Origin of the sequence: Moorella glycerini (assembly GCF_009735625.1) — a bacterium.
GTDB classification, from domain to species: Bacteria; Bacillota; DSM-521; order Neomoorellales; family Neomoorellaceae; genus Neomoorella; species Neomoorella glycerini.
In genome coordinates this window covers 2,633,804-2,651,064 of the sequence record NZ_CP046244.1, presented here as the reverse complement: position 1 = coordinate 2,651,064, position 17,261 = coordinate 2,633,804, and the positions used below count along the sequence as shown (strand labels likewise).

General features: G+C 57.5%; 16 protein-coding genes. All 16 read right to left on the bottom strand.

Annotation, left to right across the window (positions count from 1 at the left end; translation table 11 throughout):
- Nucleotides 1-205: 205 nt before the first annotated feature.
- Complete coding sequence (locus MGLY_RS13130) at nt 206-3,883, bottom strand: PolC-type DNA polymerase III (protein WP_156276453.1); 3,678 nt, start codon at nt 3,881-3,883, stop codon at nt 206-208.
- Between the two features lie 25 nt (nt 3,884-3,908).
- On the bottom strand, nt 3,909-5,630 hold the full coding sequence (locus MGLY_RS13125) for a proline--tRNA ligase (RefSeq protein ID WP_156274513.1): 1,722 nt from the start codon (nt 5,628-5,630) through the stop codon (nt 3,909-3,911).
- Complete coding sequence (gene ispG / locus MGLY_RS13120; RefSeq protein ID WP_170291228.1) at nt 5,617-6,702, bottom strand: flavodoxin-dependent (E)-4-hydroxy-3-methylbut-2-enyl-diphosphate synthase; 1,086 nt, start codon at nt 6,700-6,702, stop codon at nt 5,617-5,619. The genes MGLY_RS13125 and ispG overlap by 14 nt, the downstream gene beginning before the upstream one ends.
- A gap of 17 nt (nt 6,703-6,719) precedes the next feature.
- Nucleotides 6,720-7,730 (bottom strand): RIP metalloprotease RseP, encoded by a 1,011-nt coding sequence (gene rseP / locus MGLY_RS13115; protein ID WP_156274509.1) that lies wholly within the window; start codon nt 7,728-7,730, stop codon nt 6,720-6,722.
- 120 nt (nt 7,731-7,850) lie between these two features.
- Complete coding sequence (locus MGLY_RS13110) at nt 7,851-9,020, bottom strand: 1-deoxy-D-xylulose-5-phosphate reductoisomerase (protein ID WP_156274507.1); 1,170 nt, start codon at nt 9,018-9,020, stop codon at nt 7,851-7,853.
- Nucleotides 9,021-10,121, bottom strand: coding sequence for a sporulation integral membrane protein YtvI (gene ytvI, locus MGLY_RS13105; protein ID WP_156274505.1), 1,101 nt, complete (start codon nt 10,119-10,121; stop codon nt 9,021-9,023).
- Nucleotides 10,122-10,126: 5 nt separating this feature from the next.
- Nucleotides 10,127-10,933, bottom strand: a complete 807-nt coding sequence (locus tag MGLY_RS13100; RefSeq protein WP_211661892.1) for a phosphatidate cytidylyltransferase — start codon at nt 10,931-10,933, stop codon at nt 10,127-10,129.
- Nucleotides 10,934-10,942: 9 nt separating this feature from the next.
- Nucleotides 10,943-11,719 carry an undecaprenyl pyrophosphate synthase gene (gene uppS / locus MGLY_RS13095; protein ID WP_170291080.1) on the bottom strand — a complete coding sequence of 259 codons (777 nt, stop codon included), beginning with the start codon at nt 11,717-11,719 and terminating at the stop codon, nt 10,943-10,945.
- Between the two features lie 66 nt (nt 11,720-11,785).
- Nucleotides 11,786-11,956, bottom strand: a complete 171-nt coding sequence (gene fdxA / locus MGLY_RS13090) for a 4Fe-4S ferredoxin (protein ID WP_156274503.1) — start codon at nt 11,954-11,956, stop codon at nt 11,786-11,788.
- An 18-nt stretch (nt 11,957-11,974) separates the two neighbouring features.
- Entirely contained in the window at nt 11,975-12,184 is a 210-nt protein-coding gene (locus MGLY_RS13085) for a PASTA domain-containing protein (protein ID WP_156274501.1), read from the bottom strand.
- 2 nt (nt 12,185-12,186) lie between these two features.
- On the bottom strand, nt 12,187-12,744 hold the full coding sequence (gene frr / locus MGLY_RS13080) for a ribosome recycling factor (RefSeq protein ID WP_156274499.1): 558 nt from the start codon (nt 12,742-12,744) through the stop codon (nt 12,187-12,189).
- Nucleotides 12,744-13,466, bottom strand: coding sequence for a UMP kinase (gene pyrH / locus MGLY_RS13075; protein WP_156274497.1), 723 nt, complete (start codon nt 13,464-13,466; stop codon nt 12,744-12,746). The genes frr and pyrH overlap by 1 nt, the downstream gene beginning before the upstream one ends.
- Before the next feature lie 107 nt (nt 13,467-13,573).
- Complete coding sequence (tsf, locus tag MGLY_RS13070) at nt 13,574-14,182, bottom strand: translation elongation factor Ts (RefSeq protein ID WP_156274496.1); 609 nt, start codon at nt 14,180-14,182, stop codon at nt 13,574-13,576.
- 12 nt (nt 14,183-14,194) lie between these two features.
- Nucleotides 14,195-14,893 carry a 30S ribosomal protein S2 gene (rpsB, locus tag MGLY_RS13065; protein ID WP_156276447.1) on the bottom strand — a complete coding sequence of 233 codons (699 nt, stop codon included), beginning with the start codon at nt 14,891-14,893 and terminating at the stop codon, nt 14,195-14,197.
- 169 nt (nt 14,894-15,062) lie between these two features.
- The gene (gene codY, locus MGLY_RS13060; protein WP_156274494.1) at nt 15,063-15,845 is read right to left on the bottom strand and encodes a GTP-sensing pleiotropic transcriptional regulator CodY; all 783 of its coding nucleotides are present in this window, start codon (nt 15,843-15,845) and stop codon (nt 15,063-15,065) included.
- Between the two features lie 17 nt (nt 15,846-15,862).
- Nucleotides 15,863-17,245: an ATP-dependent protease ATPase subunit HslU gene (hslU, locus tag MGLY_RS13055; RefSeq protein WP_156274492.1), complete on the bottom strand. Its 1,383-nt coding sequence runs from the start codon at nt 17,243-17,245 to the stop codon at nt 15,863-15,865.
- Between the last annotated feature and the right edge of the window lie 16 nt (nt 17,246-17,261).

The window sequence follows — 17,261 nt, the reverse complement described above, 5'->3', positions numbered from 1 at the left end:
TAAATCATCATTTATTGCTTCTCATATATGTTTATTGCCTCTCATATATCTTGTTTCGAATTGTCACCGGGCTTTTCTTTATGATTTATCTAGCCTTATTATAATTATCTCACTTAACAGTTTTGTTATCGTTTACATATTTCGTCCGTTGTCCTCTTTATGCGACATAAGATAAAAACACTCCCAGCAAGAAGGGAGTGTTGCCTTACCCGAAAAACACCAGCTGGTCGGAGGCAGGTAGATCAGCCAGGGAGCCGTGTTTCTCCAGGGCTTCGATGACCGTTTTACTCACCCGGCTGCGGCGCTGGAGGTCCTCCAGGGAGGTAAAGGGCCGTTCCTGGCGGGCGCGGACGATGGCCTCGGCTGCCGCCTGGCCTACCCCGGGCAGGGCCGCCAGGGGTGGTAACAGCCTGCCCTTCCCCACCTGGAAACGATAAGCAGCCGATCTTTGCAAATCAATGCGCTCCATGGTAATGCCCCGGCAATACATTTCCCGGGCTACTTCCAGGATGGTCAGGATGTTTTTCTCCCGGGCTGTAGCCTCGTTGCCCTTTTTCTCCAGGGTGGCGATTTCCTCCTGGATACGGGGCAGGCCGGCAGCTACAATATCAGCATCGAATTCATCGGCGCGGATGCTGAAAAAGGAAGCGTAGAAGGCCTCCGGGTAATAGACTTTAAAGTAGGCGATGCGGAAGGCCATGGTTACGTAGGCCACGGCATGGGCCTTGGGAAAGAGATAGCTGATTTTTTTGCAGGACTGGATGAACCATTCGGGAACTCCTGCCGCCCGCATGGCCTCTTCATACTCTTTTTTGACGCCCTTGCCTTTACGCACATCCTCCATGGTCCGGAAGGCGATATCGGCCACCACCCCGTGCTGCATGAGGTAGTTCATAATATCATCCCGGGTGGAAATGGCCTCGCTGAGTTTCGCCGTGCCGCTTTTAATTAACTCCTGGGCGTTATTTAACCACACATCAGTACCATGGGAGAAACCGCTGATGCGCACCAGCTCGGCAAAGGTCCGGGGCCTGGTTTCCTCCAGCATCTGGCGGACAAAACGGGTGCCGAATTCAGGAATCCCCAGGGTACCGACCTGGGCACCGATGTCTTCCGGCCGGACCCCCAGGGCTTCGACGCCGGCAAAAAGGGACATGGTCCGGGGCTCATCCAGGGGGATCTCCCGGGCGTTGACGCCGGTAAGGTCCTCCAGCATTTTTATAACCGTCGGGTCGTCATGGCCCAGGAGGTCCAGCTTCACCAGGCGGTGGCTGATGGCTTCATAGTCAAAATGGGTGGTGATGGTATTGCTGCCGGTATCGTCGGCCGGGCGTTGCAAGGGTGTAAAGAGGTGGATATCCACCCGCCGGGGGACGACCATCAGCCCCCCCGGGTGCTGGCCGGTGGTCCTCTTGACGCCGGTAATCCCCTTGACCAGGCGGTTGATTTCCGCCTGGCGGGCCTTGAGGCCCCGCTCCTCCAGGTATTTATGTACAAAACCGAAAGCCGTCCGCTCCGCCAGGGTGGCTATGGTCCCGGCCCGGAAAACATGGTCTTTGCCGAAGATCTCTTCGGCGTACTGGTGCGCCCGGGGCTGGTATTCTCCGGAAAAATTAAGATCAATATCCGGTACCTTATCGCCTTTAAAGCCCAGGAAGACTTCAAAGGGGATGTCGTGGCCGTCTTTTAACAACCTGGTACCACAGCGGGGACAATCTTTCGCCGGCAGGTCGGCACCGCAGTTGACGCTGCCGTCGGTAACAAACTCACTGTAGCGACAGGCCGGGCAGCGGTAATGGGGCGGCAGGGGGTTTACTTCCGTAATCCCGGCCAGGGTGGCCACCAGGGAAGAACCCACCGATCCCCGCGAGCCTACCAGGTAGCCGTCTTCGTTGGATTTTAATACCAGCCTGTGGGCGATGAGATACAGCACGGCAAAGCCATGGCCGATAATGGATTGCATTTCCTTGTCCAGGCGGGCCTGGACAAGTTCCGGCAGGGGGTTGCCGTACCAGTCATGGGCCCGGGTGGTAACGATCCGGGTTAGCTCTTCTTCGGCGCCGGGGATCTCCGGCGGGTAAAATTCGTCGGGGATGGGCTTTAACTCTTCTACCTGGTCCGCGATGAGCCGGGGATTGGTGATTACCACCTGGCGGGCCGTTGCGGCATCAAGATAACTGAATTCCGCCAGCATTTCCTCTGTCGTCCGGTAGTAGAGGGGGGCCTGGACCTCGTCGGCATAACCCTGGCCAGCCAGGAGGACCTGGCGGTAGATGGCATCCTCCGGGTTTAAGAAATGGACGTCACCGGTAGCCACCACCGGTTTGTGCAGTTTCCGGCCCAGGGCGATAATTTGCCGGTTCATGTCCATCAGGGCCTGGCGATCGGCAAGTTTACCTTCCCGGATTAAAAAGTCATTGTTGGCCAGGGGCTGGATCTCCAGGAAATCATAAAAGGAGGCAATCTCCTCCAGGCGGTCGGCGTCGACCCCGGCCAGGTAATGCCTGATTAATTCCCCAGCCTCACAGGCCGTCCCTAAAAGGAGTCCCTCGCGGTACTGCTGCACCAGGTGGCGCGGCAACCTGGGTTTGCGGTAAAAATAATCCAGATGCGCCCGGGAGACCAGGCGGTATAGATTTTCTAATCCCTGCTTATTTTTCACCAGCAAGATGATATGATAGGTCTGCTGGCGGTCGGGAGGCTGGTCGTCCTGGTCAAAGAGGTAGCCTTCCAGGCCGTAGATGATCTTAACGCCGTATTTACTCCCGGCCTCGGCGGCGGCCGGGAAGGCCTGGAGGACACCATGGTCGGTGATGGCTACCGCTCCATGGCCCCACCTGGCCGCCTGTTTTACCACCGCCGCCACCTCGGTTACGCCGTCCATGGCGCTCATCTTGGTATGGAGGTGCAGTTCCACCCTTTTGTCCGGCGCCGTATCCTGGCGCCCGGGACGCTCACCCCGGGCGATGGTGTCGGCAATTATTACCAGCTCCTGGCTGTAGCGGTCGTACTGGACCGGGCCCTGCACCTGCACCCATTCTCCGATGGCCAGGCCGTTCTCCGCCAGGGGACCGGCATCGGCAAAGGCTTTCACGCTGATGGAGTCGGTATAATCGGTGAGATCAAAACTCACCAGCCAGCGCCCGGATTTCAACTGCCGGGCCGTAAACTCCAAAACTTCCCCCTGGACGGCAACCTGCTTTTCCTCTTCCTGGATCTCCTTCAGGGGCCGGAGGGGAGCCGTAATCTTTTTGCCCAGGAGGAAGCAGTTATCCGTAGTTTGCTGGCAGTTCCCTTTTTTCTCCCCGCCTTCCTTTTTAGCCGGACCGTCTTCCTTTCCCCGGTTGGCCGCTTCTTCCCTGACCCGGACCAGCCGCTGCTCCTGGAGCTGGCGGGAGACGGCCGCCAGTTCTTCCTGGTAATCCCGGTCGGTGACCAGTTCCACCTGCACCTGGTAGCCATGCTGCTGCAATACTTCCTGCAAAACCCTGTCACCCCGGCAGGACCTTAAAGCCTCCATGGCCAGGGGTACCGGTACAACCAGCTGCAGGACCCCAGCACCGGGTTCCAGCCGCGCCCCGGCCAGCCAGGCCGAGGTACCATTACCCAGCCGCCGGGCCACCTCCTCCAGGATGGCGGCCTTCTGTTCCCGGCAGAAGGTTGCCAGGTCGGCAGGGGGTGAAGGTTGCAGCACTTTAAATATAAATTCAAAGCCGGGAAATTGCCGGGCCAGGAACTGCCGGTAAGCTGCAATATCCTCTGATTCCAGGGAGCAGGGAGGGCAGAGGGAAAGATAGCACTTGCTGCTCTTGCGGTCAACTACAACCTTGCGCACGGCCCCCTGCTGGAGCAATTCTTGCCAGAGATTTTCCCTGCCAGTCATGGCCATCAACCCTTACCCCAATTCCTTACCGGTACTTTGCCATCTCCCGGGCCAGCATCTCCCTTAGCCGGGGTACCAGGCCCTCCCGGGGCAGGGCTGTTTCCTGCCCTGCATGCCGCCATCTGACATCCACCGTACCCTGGGCCAGGGTTTTCTTGCCTATGGTTAAGCGCAAGGGATACCCTATAAGATCGGCTTCGACAAATTTCATGCCGGCCCGTTCGTCGCGATCGTCAAATACCACTTCCACCCCGGCAGCCAGCAGTTCTTTGTAGAGGCCTTCGGCCACTTGCTGCTGGCCGCCGTCCTTTAAAGAGGCCGGGATAACGACTACCTCGTAAGGGGCAAGACTCAGGGGCCAGATAATGCCGTGTTCATCATGGTGCTGTTCGACGACGGCGGCCATGGTGCGGCTGACCCCGATACCGTAGCAGCCCATAACGATGGGGTGCTCCTGGCCCTGCTCATCAGTATAGGTGGCACCTAGGGGCTGGCTGTACTTGGTTCCCAGCTGGAAAACCTGCCCGACTTCTATGCCCCGGGCCTGGCTTAAGGGGGCGCCGCAGTGGGGACAGGGCTCCCCGGCCTCCACCTGGCGGAGGTCGGCAAAGGCTTCCGCTTTAAAGTCCCGGCCGGGATTGACGTTGACCAGGTGGTAGCCTTCCCGGTTGGCGCCAGCCACAGCGTTGACCAGGTAAGGTATCTCCAGGTCGGCGTAAAGGGGCACGCCTGTTAAACCTACCGGTCCAACATAGCCTACCGGCGCCCCGGTAACGGCCATCACCTTCTCCGGGTCAGCCAGGACGAGGTGCCGGCAGCCCAGGTAATTCTGGAGCTTTACTTCATTGAGTTCCCGGTCTCCCCGGACCAGGGCGGCAACCAGCTGCCCGTCGGCCTCATAAAAAATGGTTTTAATCAGCCTGTCCGGGGTGATCCCCAGGAAGGTACTGACTTCGGCTACCGTCCTCTGGGCGGGCGTAGCCACTTCTTTAAGCGGCTCCGGTGTTTCCGCTCCAGGTTTGGGCAGCGCCCTGGCCACGGCAATTTCTACGTTGGCGGCATAGTCGCACTCCTGGCAGTATACCAGCAGCGCCTCCCCGGTAGACGCCAGGGCCATGAATTCATGGCTGTAGTTGCCGCCAATGGCGCCGGTATCAGCCTGGACCGGCCGGAAATCCAGGCCGCAGCGGCGAAAGACATTGCTGTAGGCCTGGTACATTTTGGCGTAACTCTGGTTCAGCCCCTCCTGATCCCGGTCAAAGGAATAGAGATCCTTCATGATAAATTCCCGCCCCCTGAGGAGCCCGAAACGGGGGCGCCGCTCGTCGCGGTATTTATTTTGAATCTGGTACAAGAGCAGGGGTAATTGTTTATAGGAGTTGACTTCGCTCCGTACCAGGGTGGTGATAATCTCCTCGTGGGTGGGCCCCAGGCAAAACTGGCGCTGGTGCCGGTCCCGGAGGCGGAACATTTCCTCCCCGTAAACCTCCCAGCGGCCACTTTCCTGCCAGAGTTCGGCCGGCTGGATAATGGGCAGGACCACCTCCTGGCCGCCGGCCCGGTCCATTTCCTCCCGGATGATCCGCTCCAGTTTGGCCAGCACCCGCCGTCCCAGGGGTAAATAGGTATAGATCCCGGCTGCTGCCTTGCGAATAAAGCCGGCCCGCAGTAACAACTGGTGGCTGGCGATCTCGGCCTCGGCCGGCGTTTCCCTTAAAGTCGGTGCCAGTAATTCACTCGTGCGCATTCTCTCCCTCCTCTTCCTCTGCGGCCAGGCGCCTGACTTCTTCAATAAGGGCCCGGGCCATATCCTCTGCCTTGACCTTGCGGACGGGACGGCCATGGCGAAAAAGAAGGCCAAAGCCGGGACCGCCGGCAACACCGACATCGGCCTGGCGGGCCTCGCCGGGGCCGTTGACGGCACAACCCATAATGGCTACTTTCAGGGGTCTGGCCACATCCTGCAAGTCTTGCTGCACCCGGCCTGCCACCCCTTCCACGTCTACCTGGCAACGGCCGCAGGTGGGGCAGGAAATAAGCTCGATGCCCCGCCGGCGCAATCCCAGGGAACGTAAGATGGCAAAACCGGCCACTACCTCCTGCACCGGGTCGCCGGTCAATGATACCCGGATGGTGTCGCCTATTCCTTCGTTAAGTAAAATGCCAATCCCCACCGCTGATTTGACGGCCCCTTCCACTCCCCGGCCGGCTTCCGTCACCCCCAGGTGCAGGGGATAATCAACCTGCCCGGCCAGCTGGCGGTAGGCCTCCAGCATTAAGGGTACTTCCGCAGCTTTCAAGGAAATTTTCATGTCATAGAAATCCAGGTCTTCCAGCAGCCGGATATGTTTCAGGGCACTGGCCACCATGGCCGCAGCCGTTACCCCGCCATGGGCGGCCATGGCCTCCTTCTCCAGGGAGCCGGCATTGACGCCGATGCGGATGGGTACCCGCCGGGCAGCCGCCTCTTTGACTACAGCCTTCACCCGACCGGGCCCGCCAATATTGCCAGGATTCAGGCGCAGGCCGTCCACCCCGGCTGCCAGGGCGGCCAGGGCCAGGCGGTAGTCAAAATGAATATCGGCGATGATGGGGATATCCACCTGGGCTTTGAGCCTGGCCAGAGCTGCTGCTGCCTCTTGATCCGGTACGGCCAGGCGGACTATTTCGCAGCCGGCCCGGGCCAGCCTCTGGATCTGGGTGACAGTAGCGGCGACATCCCGGGTGTCAGTATTGGTCATGGACTGGACGGAAATGGGAGCCCCCCCACCCACGGCCACCTTGCCCACCCGGATCTGCCGCGATGGCCGGCGCGATATACTCATGCAGGTTCACCTCAGCTGAAAATGCGAATTAAATCGCGGTAAGTTATTAAAATAAGCAGGCCCATAAGGAGGGCGAAGCCAATCAGGTGGATTAAATTTTCCTTTTCCGCACTTATGGGCCGGCCCCGCACCGCCTCCAGGCTTAAGAATACCAGCCGGCTGCCGTCCAGGGCGGGAATGGGCAGCAAGTTGATGAGCCCCAGGTCCAGGCTTAAAACCGCCATGAAGTTCAAGACATTGGCCAGGCCATAGGTGGCTGCCTGACCCACCAGCTGGATAATGCCCACCGGCCCCACGACCTCCGGGGCTACCTGGCCGGTAAGCATCTGGACCAGGCTTAAGATAATGAGCCTGGTGATTTCCAGGGCCTGCCTGAATCCCAGGCTGATCGAGGTCCAAAAACCCTGCCTCTCCCAGGTAGGGCCGATGCCAATCATCCCGACCCCTGACTGGGGATCCCTGGCGGTGGTCAGGGTAACCCGCTGCTGCCGGCCGTCCCGTTCGATTACCAGGGTAATTTTCTCATCCGGGTGCTGGTAGATCTGGTGCACCAGGTCGCGCCAGTTATTGACCGGGGTATTGTCGACCATCAGGATTTTATCCCCCGGCTGCAAACCCGCCTGGGCTGCCGGCATCCCCGGTTCGACGCGGCCGATAACATTAATATCCGCCGGTATGCCCAGGACCATGAACACGAAAATAAAAATAAGGATGGCCAGGAGAAAATTCATGCCCGAACCGGCGGCAATGACTCCCATGCGTTTGGCTAACGACTGCCGGTTAAAGCCCCGCGGGTCATTGAGATCCGGGCCCTCCATCCCGGCCATGCGGTTAAAGCCGCCCAGGGGAAAGGCGCGTAAGGAGTACACCGTCTCCCCCTTCTTCATCTGCCAGAGGGCCGGCCCCATCCCGATGGCGAATTCTTCTACCTTGATGCCTGCTTTTTTGGCCGCCAGGAAGTGCCCGCCTTCGTGGACAACAATTAAAATGCTGAAGATAACCAGGGCCAGGATAATAGTCACCGGGCCTCAACTCCTCCAAAAATAGGGTTCTGCCAGAAATGGTGCCTTCTGGTGGGGATATGTCCCTGCGCCGCTCAGAAGGGGCAATTTTTTATCGTTCGCAGGCGGGGGCTTCAGTCCCTATGATGGGCTCCTCTTGTAAAATCCTTCAGCTACTTCTCCTGCCCGCCGCCGGGCCCAGGCGTCGGCGGCAAGAATCTGTTCCAGGTCGGGAGCCGCTACTGGCCGGTGTTCCTCCAGGACCCTGGCTATGACCTGGCTGATGGCCGTTAGCGGTATGCGCCGCGCCAGGAAATACTGGACGGCCACTTCGTCGGCGGCACTTAAAACTGCCGGGTAAGTCCCCCCGGCCCGGCCGGCGCGGCAGGCCAGCTCCAGGCAGGGGAAGCGTTCCAGGTCCGGACGGCTAAAATCAAGGTGTCCCAGGGCCGCCAGGTCCAATACCTGGCTATCTAAATCCCAGCGTTGCGGCCAGGTCAGGGCGTACTGGATGGGTAGGCGCATATCGGCCGGCCCCAGGTGGGCAAAAAGGGCACCATCGCTGTAGCGCACCAGGGCATGGACGACGCTCTGGGGGTGGATCAAAACTTCAATCTGGTCGTAATCCAGGTTGAAAAGGTGTTTGGCTTCAATTACTTCCAGGCCTTTGTTCATCAGGGTGGCCGAATCGACGGTAATCTTCGGCCCCATCACCCAGGTGGGGTGATTTAAAGCCTGTTCCGGGGTAACAGCAGCCATTTCGGCCAGGGTCTTATCGCGCAAGGGTCCCCCGGAAGCCGTAATAATCACCTGCACCACCCGGCCGCCCTGGCGCAGGCACTGGAAGATGGCGGAGTGCTCGCTATCCACCGGGATAATCCGGCGGCTTAAGGCGCGGGCCCGCTCCATGATCACCTGGCCGGCAGCTACCAGGAGCTCTTTGTTGGCCAGGGCAATATCCTTGCCAGCCTCCAGGGCGGCAAGGACCGCCGGCAGGCTGCGGACCCCTACCATAGCGGCCACTACCAGTTCTACCCCGGCCAGGCAGGCGGCTGCCAGGAAGCCTGCCTCTCCGGCCAGGACCTGGACTTTTAAACCGCTAACCCTGGCGGCCAGCTCCCGGGCCCCTGCCGGGTCCAGGAGGACGGCCAGGCGGGGTTGAAAGCGCTTTACCTGTTCGGCCAGGAGTTCAACATTTCTGGCGGCGGCCAGGGCGGCAACCCTGAATTGCCCGGGATGGGCCGCCACAACCTCCAGGGTCTGGCGGCCGATGGAGCCAGTTGAGCCTAAAATTGCTATTTCTTTGGCCATTTATTTAGTTACCCCCTGCCGGGAGCGATAAAAAGCCTTTAAGACTACCAGCGTCAGGGGCCCAATGACCAGGCCGGCAATACCCAGCAGCTTTAAGCCAGTGTAAAGGGCAATCAAGGTTGTCAACGGGTACAGCCCCAGGCTGACGGCCACCAGCTTGGGCTGCAGTACCTGGCGCAGGATAATGATAAAGGCATACAGGATTAACAGGGCCAGTCCCAGGCCATAATGGCCCAGGATAAATTCCACAATGATCCAGGGAATGAAAACCGTTCCCGGACCGACAATGGGCAACAAATCGGCCAGGCCAATTAAAAAGGCCAGGGTGAGGGCATAATCAACTTTTAAAATTAAAAGACCGATAATACTCTGGGTCATCTGCAGGCTGACCAGTAAAATTTCCGCCCGCAGGTAACCGATGATGGCCTGGCCCAGGGAGCTAAATACCTGGCTCATCCGTTCCCGCCAGGGCGGCGAAACCACCTGGAGCAGGGTGCGGAGGATAAATTCTTTATCCCGGCTGAAAAAGTAAGTGGCCACCAGGGTAATGATCAGCGAAATAAAGAGTTCCGGCAGGGAACTGATAAAAGCTATCAGCCACTGGACCGTCAGGCCCAGGAGATTCTTCAGCCAGACCACCGCATTATTCAGGAAGGACTGCAGGGTACCCAAGACTTCAACCGGCAGGTTGCCGGCAAAATAAAAACTCTGCAGGCGGGAAAAATACTCCTGGAAGATAGCCCCCAGGGCCCGGGCCTGGACCGGCAGGGTTAAGGCCAGGCTTTCCAGCTCGATAATCAGGTTGGCCACCAGGTAAAAGATGGCTATGCTGAGGACGGCCAGGATAGTGAAGAGGGTGATAATTACCGCCCAGCCCCGGCCTATTTTGAGCCTTCTTTCAATAAAGTTAACAACCGGATCGATGATGGCGGCCAGCAGGGCTGCCAGGGCAAAGGGCAGGACCACCGGGACCAGGGCTTTAATGATTGCCCCGGCGGCCGGGAATAGGTAATAAAAAAGCAACAGGAAAAGCAGGGCAGCCATTAAGGCTACCAGTAAAGTTTGAAAGGTTTGTTTAAAGCGATCGTCAAAGTTAGCCAAAGGTTTCACTCCATTTTTGCTAAAAAGAAGGCCAGATAATAGTATACCACCGGAGCCACCAGGAGCAAACTGTCAAAACGGTCTAAAATCCCCCCGTGACCCGGTAAAAGCCAGCCGCTGTCCTTAACCCCGGCCTGGCGCTTAAAACCGGATTCGATTAAATCGCCGGCCTGGGCGGCAATGGCGGTGAGTACTGCCAGCCCGACCAGCAAGCGGCTGTTTAAAGCGGGCAAAAGGAGAGGACCCAGGGCTTTCGCCGCCACGACAGTTAACAACAGGCCACCGATAGCCCCGGCCCAGGTTTTACCGGGGCTGAGGTTGGGCCAGGGGTGGCGGCGGCCGAAGATACGGCCGCAAAAATAAGCGCCGGTATCATTGGCCCAGGTCAAGATGAAGGTCAGGATGAGGGCCCCGCTACCACCGGGTAAAAGGCGGAGCAAAGGCAGGTAAGCCAGCAGCCCACCTACATACCAGCTCCCCAGGAGGGTTATGGCGACATCGGCCGCCGCCAAGCGGGGAAACAGGGCCAGGAAAAGCAAGAGCATCCCCACTGTTAGTCCAGCACCCAGCCAGGCTACCATACCCTTATGAAGATATGCCAGCAGGATGAACATCAGGCCACCTGTAATACCGGCCGGGACCAGCGGTTTTAGCTTCAGGCGGGCGGCCAGGTGATAAAACTCCACCAGGCCGGTCAAGGCCAGCAGGATTACCAGCAGGAGGAACCACCAGCCACCCAGGTAGGCCGCTCCCAGTAATAACGGGATACCCACCAGGGCAACTAAAATTCTGGTGCCTAGCACAGGCAACACCACCACGGCTCAAATTTTCAGGCCGCCGAAACGCCTTTCCCGCTGCTGGTAGGCCAGCAGGGCCTGGCGTAAATTTTCCCGCCGGAAATCCGGCCAGTAGACATCAGTAACCCATAATTCGGTATAGGCCAGCTGCCAGAGTAAAAAGTTGCTGAGGCGCATTTCCCCGGAAGGGCGAATTAAGAGATCGGGGTCCGGCAGGTCGCCGGTGTAAAGGGCGCCTTTAAGCACGGTTTCATCTATATCCTCCGGCCGGAGTTTACCGGCCAATACCGCGCGGGCAATTTGCCGGCAGGCATCCACCAGCTCGGCCCGGCCGCCATAATTGAGGGCCAGGTTGAGGACGAGCCGCTTGTTGCCCGCCGTTTCCCGCCGGGCCCGGGCCAGTTCTTGCCGGGCCGGTAACGGCAAGGCTTCCAGGCGGCCAATGGCCCGCACCTGCACTCCTTCTTGCTTTAACTCGGGTAGCTCCCGGCGCAGGTATTCGACCAGCAGGTTCATTAAAGCATCCACTTCTTCCTGGGGTCTTTTCCAGTTTTCCGTAGAAAAAGCATAAACGGTGAGGATGGCAATGCCCCAGTCAACGCAGGCCCGGACAATATCGCGTAATGATTCAACTCCCGCCCGGTGGCCGGCCACCCGGGGCAAGCCCCTCTTTCTGGCCCAGCGACCATTGCCGTCCATGATAATAGCCACATGGCGCGGCAGTTTGCCCGGTTCGAATTCTATATCTTCCGTTGCTTTGAGCGGCCCGGGGCGGAGCCATCTGGTCAGGAAACCAGGCACCAGTTTCCCCCCTAATGCTATCAGCCTATAAAACAAACCCCCTCGGGGAGGGGGATTGTCGCCATCCTACTCTTCGACGATGGCCTCATTGGGACAGGCTTCACGGCAGGTACCACAATCAGTGCAAAGTTCCGGGTCAATAACATAGATGTCTTCTCCTTCGGAGATGGCGCCGTTGGGGCACTCATCTGCACAAACGCCACAAGACAGGCACTCTTCCGTTATCCGATGGGGCATTGGTCCTTCCACCTCCTTTCACTGGTGGTGCGTATCTACATAAGCCAGGACCAGGTCAACCTGGCCGGCTCCCACCAGGCGTAAACGCACGACGCGGCCCTCTTCCTCCTCACCCGGTACAGGGCGAAGGGGACCGGTAAAGGAGTAATTGTGCACCTGCCAGCCGCTAGCTGCCAGCAGTCTTCTGGCTTCAGCCAGGGTTAAGCCCAGGCAGTCAGGTACGGTCAAAGCTAGACCTCCATAATTTCAGCTTCTTTACTGGCCAGGATCTTATCAATGGTCTGGATGTAATTATCGGTCAGCTTCTGGACCTTTTCCTGGGCCCGCTTGACTTCATCTTCCGAAGCAGCTTTATTTTTCTCCTGGGCTTTTAACTTATCGTTGGCCTCCCGGCGGGCATTGCGGACCAGTACCCGGAATTCCTCAGCCTTCTTGCGGACCATTTTGACCAGCTCGGTACGCCGCTCTTCCGTTAGCTGGGGAATGGCTATGCGGATCACGGTACCGTCGCTGGCCGGCGTCAACCCCAGGTCCGACTTTAAAATGGCCTTTTCCATTTCCGGCAGGATATTGCGGTCCCAGGGTTGGATGACTAAGAGCCGGGCTTCCGGGGCGGAAACCGTGGCCAGCTGGTTGATAGGGGTGGGTGTCCCATAATAGTTAACGGTAACCTTCTCCAGCAGGGCCGGGTTGGCCCGTCCCGCCCGGATAGAAGCCAGCTCCCGGCGTAAGATCTCGACTGCCTTTTGCATCCTGCCTTCGGTTTCCTTTAAAATAGCGTCCAGCATCACTCTAACCTCCCGACAAAGGTACCAATGGGTTCACCCATGATTACCTTCAGGATATTGCCCTTCTCTTTTATCCCAAAGACAATAATAGGAATGCGGTTATCCATACACAGGGAAGTGGCAGTCGCATCCATTACTCCCAGGCCACCGTTCAATACTTCCAGGTAATCGAGATCCTGCAACCTCCTGGCATCGGGGTTTATCTCGGGGTCGGAATCATAAACGCCATCCACCCGTTTGGCCATTAAGATGACATCGGCTTCAATCTCGGCCGCCCGCAGGGCCGCGGTAGTATCCGTGGAAAAATAAGGATTGCCTGTACCGGCAGCAAAGATCACCACCCGGCCCTTTTCCAGGTGGCGGATGGCCCGGCGGCGGATGTAAGGCTCGGCTATCTGGCGCATTTCAATGGCCGTCTGCACCCTGGTATCCACGCCCTGGCTCTCCAGGGCATCCTGTAGGGCCAGGGCGTTGATTACCGTCGCCAGCATACCCATGTAATCCGCAGTGGCGCGGTCCATACCCCTGGCACTACCCTTGACCCCCCGCCAGATATTGCCGCCACCGACGACAATGGCCACGTCAACCCCCAGATCCCGTACTTCTTTTATTTGCGCGGCAATAGAAGTGAGGACTTCCTGGTCGATGCCAAAACCCTGGGTACCGGCCAGGGCTTCCCCGCTAACCTTTAGAACTACCCGTTTAAACTTGGGTTGCGCCATACCCGGCAAATACCTCCGTAACTCCTGAATACTTTTCTACACGTTAGCCAAAATTCCTCTTTACCCGTGGAAAAAAAGAGCACCGCGGTGCTCTTTTTTTCAGCCATTTATTCCTCCGCCTTGATACCTTCGCCCACTTCATAGCGGACAAAGCGGCGGACGACTATCTTTTCACCCAGCTTGGCTACGGCCTCGTTAATAAGATCCTGGACGGTCCGGTCCATATCTTTAATAAAGGGTTGCTCCAGGAGGCAATTATCCTGGAAGAATTTTTCCAGGCGGCCGGCAACAATCTTATCAATTACCTTTTCCGGCTTGCCTTCATTTAAAGCCTGGGCCTTTAAAATTTCCTTTTCTTTAGCCAGGACTTCTTCCGGAACATCTTCCCGGGCTACATACTCGGGCCGGGAAGCAGCTACCTGCATGGCCAGGTTGTGCACCAGGTCCTGAAAGGCTTCCGTCTTGGCGACAAAGTCGGTCTCGCAGTTGACTTCAATTAAAACGCCTATCCGGCCACCACCATGGATGTAGGCATGGACCAGGCCTTCGCTGGCTATTTTACCGGCCCGTTTGGCCGCGGTGGCCAGCCCTTTCTTGCGTAAATATTCAATGGCTTGCTCCATGTCGCCGCCAGACTCTTCCAGGGCCTTTTTACAATCCATCATTCCTGCTCCGGTCCGGTTGCGCAGCTCTTTGACGTCAGCAGCCGAAATCATAACTTCACTCCCTCATTCCCCCACAACTTCTTCCGGTTGATCCTGGCCCTGCAGGCCCTCAAGAACGGCATCAGCCATTTTACTGGTTAGCAAACGGACGGCCCGGATGGCATCGTCGTTACCAGGAATAACATAATCCACCTCATCGGGATCACAGTTGGTATCGACAATGGCCACAATGGGAATACCCAGACGCCGCCCTTCCGCTACGGCAATCCGCTCTTTGCGCGGGTCGATAATGAAGAGGGCATCAGGCAGGTTCTTCATCTCCTTAATACCGCCCAGGTAGCGCTCCAGTTTTTCCTTCTCGCCCCGTAAACGGGCGACTTCCTTTTTGGGTAACAGCTCAAAAGTACCTTCTTCTTCCATCCGTTCCAGTTCTTTCAGGCGTTCGACCCGCCGGCGGATGGTCTGGAAGTTGGTCAACGTCCCACCCAGCCAGCGCACGTTGACATAAAACATGCCACAGCGCTCGGCTTCTTCCTTCACGGCTTCCTGGGCCTGCTTTTTGGTGCCCACAAAAAGGATTTTACCCCCCTCGCGGGCCAGGTCCCGGACGAAATTATAGGCTTCTTCAATCTTTTTGACGGTGCGCTGGAGGTCAATGATATAAATCCCGTTGCGCTCCGTAAAAATATACGGGGCCATTTTAGGATTCCAGCGCCGGGTCTGGTGGCCGAAATGAACACCGGCCTCCAGCAACTGCTTCATGGAAATAATCACGCAACTGCACCTCCTGTAGTTTTAACCCGCCGCTACCTTCATCGGGCCAGGAGGACCTTTTACCCGGCACTTCTCCTGCCCTCCGGCGCGTGTGGAATCAAACACCAGAGGTTAGTATAGCATAAACCCCTGGTGCCCGGCAAGTCTAAGTCTGAACTTAACGGCGGAGCTTTTCTAACTCCTCCAGCAGGTGATCGTTGAGGATGCGGATATAGGTCCCCTTCATGCCCAGGGACTTGGACTCGATGACGCCGGCGCTTTCGAATTTCCGCAGGGCGTTGACGATAACGGAACGGGTTATACCCGCCCGGTCGGCGATCTTACTGGCGACCAGGATACCTTCGTCGCCGTCCAGCTCGGCAAAGATGTGCTCCACGGCCTCCAGTTCGGAGTAAGACAGGGTCGCTAAGGCAACATGGACGGCAGCGCGTTTGCGGGCTTCTTCCTCAATTTTATCGGCTTTGGAACGCAGGATCTCCATACCGACTACGGTGGCGCCATATTCGGCCAGGACCAGGTCTTCGTCATCAAAGCGGACGTTAAACTTGGAGAGGACCAGGGTACCCAGGCGCTGGCCGCCGCCAACAATGGGCACTACCGTGGTCAGCTTGTTGTTGAAGACACATTTTTTGTCCAGGTCAAAAACGCAGGCATTGCCTACCTGGCAAAAGTTGGCCTGGGTTTCGTCAATGCGCAAGAGCTGTTCATTGTACTGTTCCGGGAAACGTTCCGACTGGAAGACAATGTCTTCCATAATGTCACAGGTGAAACCTTCAACAAAGGCATACCCCAGGACGCGGGCATGGCGGCCCACAATATAAGTGTTGGCTCCCAGGACATCGCGCATCACATTGGCCATTTCTTGAAAGTCCACCGGGTTACCGGCCGCCCGCTGCAACAGGCGGTTAATTTTCCTGGATCTTTCGAGTAAACTTTCCATATACCATCTTCCTTTCCTTAGAGTATATAACTTTGTAAATCGGCATGTTGCATTATGTCGCCCAGCTGTTGCCGGACATAAGTTGCATCAATAACAACCTTGCGTTCCTCCTCTTCTGGCGCCCGGAAAAGGAGATCCTGCAAAACCTTTTCCAGGATAGTATGCAGCCGACGTGCGCCGATATCTTCGCCCTGATTATTTACAGTATAAGCAATATCGGCAATTTCCGCAATAGCATCGGCTGAAAATTGTAATTCTATACCTTCTACCGCCAACAGAGCTGTATACTGGCGCAAGAGGGAATTCTTGGGTTCGGTTAAAATACGTTGAAAATCGTCCCGGTTTAAGCTTTTCAGTTCTACCCTGATAGGAAACCGGCCCTGGAGTTCCGGGATGAGATCCGCCGGTTTGGCCACATGGAAGGCCCCGGCGGCGATAAAGAGAATATGGTCAGTTTTCACCGGGCCGTATTTGGTCTGGACGGTGGTACCTTCGACAATGGGCAGGATGTCGCGCTGGACTCCTTCCCGGGAAACATCAGGGCCGTGCCCGCTTTCCCTGCCGGCTATCTTGTCAATCTCATCCAGGAAAATAATACCATCCTGTTCCACTCGCTGGACGGCAATGGCGGCCACTTCATCCATATCAATGAGTTTATCGGCCTCTTGCTGGGTGAGAATCCGCCGCGCTTCCGCCACCGTTACCAGGCGCTTGCGCTTGCGCCGGGGAAGCATATTGCCCAGCATATCCTGGATGTTCATCCCCAGTTCTTCCAGCCCCAGCCCGCCCAGGACGATCCCCGGGCCGGTATTATCCTCTACCTCCACCTCCACCATCATGTCTTCTAGTTCCTGGCGCTTTAATTTTTCCTTGAGAATAGCCCGCTTTTCGGCGGTATTCTCTTCTTCGGCCGCCATCCCTTCCCCGCCGGCCGGCACACCGCCAAAGAGCACTTCCCAGGGGGAACGGCTCCCCCTGCCCTTCCCGGCCTGGGGGGCGAGCAGGTCCAGCAAACGCTTTTCCGCCAGTTTGGCTGCCTTAGTTTCCACTTCCGCCCGCTTTTCTATTTTAACCATTCTCACGGCATTTTCTACCAGTTCCCGGATCATTGATTCCACATCGCGGCCGACATAACCCACTTCGGTGAAGCGGGTAGCTTCTACCTTTAAGAAAGGCGCCCCTACCAGGCGCGCCAGGCGACGGGCAATCTCGGTTTTGCCAACACCGGTAGGGCCAATCATAATGATATTTTTGGGCAGGACCTCATCGCGTAAATCCGGGCCCAGTTTCTGCCGGCGGTAACGGTTCCTCAGGGCGATGGCCACGCATTTTTTGGCTTCTTCCTGGCCGACGATATAGCGGTCTAACTCGGCTACTATCTGCCGGGGTGTAAGGTCCACTCTTCTCCCCCTCCCT

Excerpts from the sequence above, each read along its gene's own strand:
- MGLY_RS13125 (WP_156274513.1), bottom strand. The coding sequence starts at position 5,630 with ATGCGCACGAGTGAATTACTGGCACCGACTTTAAGGGAAACGCCGGCC.
- rpsB (WP_156276447.1), bottom strand. The coding sequence starts at position 14,893 with ATGAAGCAGTTGCTGGAGGCCGGTGTTCATTTCGGCCACCAGACCCGG.
- frr (WP_156274499.1), bottom strand. The coding sequence starts at position 12,744 with ATGCTGGACGCTATTTTAAAGGAAACCGAAGGCAGGATGCAAAAGGCA.
- pyrH (WP_156274497.1), bottom strand. The coding sequence starts at position 13,466 with ATGGCGCAACCCAAGTTTAAACGGGTAGTTCTAAAGGTTAGCGGGGAA.
- MGLY_RS13130 (WP_156276453.1), bottom strand. The coding sequence starts at position 3,883 with ATGACTGGCAGGGAAAATCTCTGGCAAGAATTGCTCCAGCAGGGGGCC.
- fdxA (WP_156274503.1), bottom strand. The coding sequence starts at position 11,956 with ATGCCCCATCGGATAACGGAAGAGTGCCTGTCTTGTGGCGTTTGTGCA.
- codY (WP_156274494.1), bottom strand. The coding sequence starts at position 15,845 with ATGGAAAGTTTACTCGAAAGATCCAGGAAAATTAACCGCCTGTTGCAG.
- MGLY_RS13110 (WP_156274507.1), bottom strand. The coding sequence starts at position 9,020 with ATGGCCAAAGAAATAGCAATTTTAGGCTCAACTGGCTCCATCGGCCGC.
- tsf (WP_156274496.1), bottom strand. The coding sequence starts at position 14,182 with ATGATTTCGGCTGCTGACGTCAAAGAGCTGCGCAACCGGACCGGAGCA.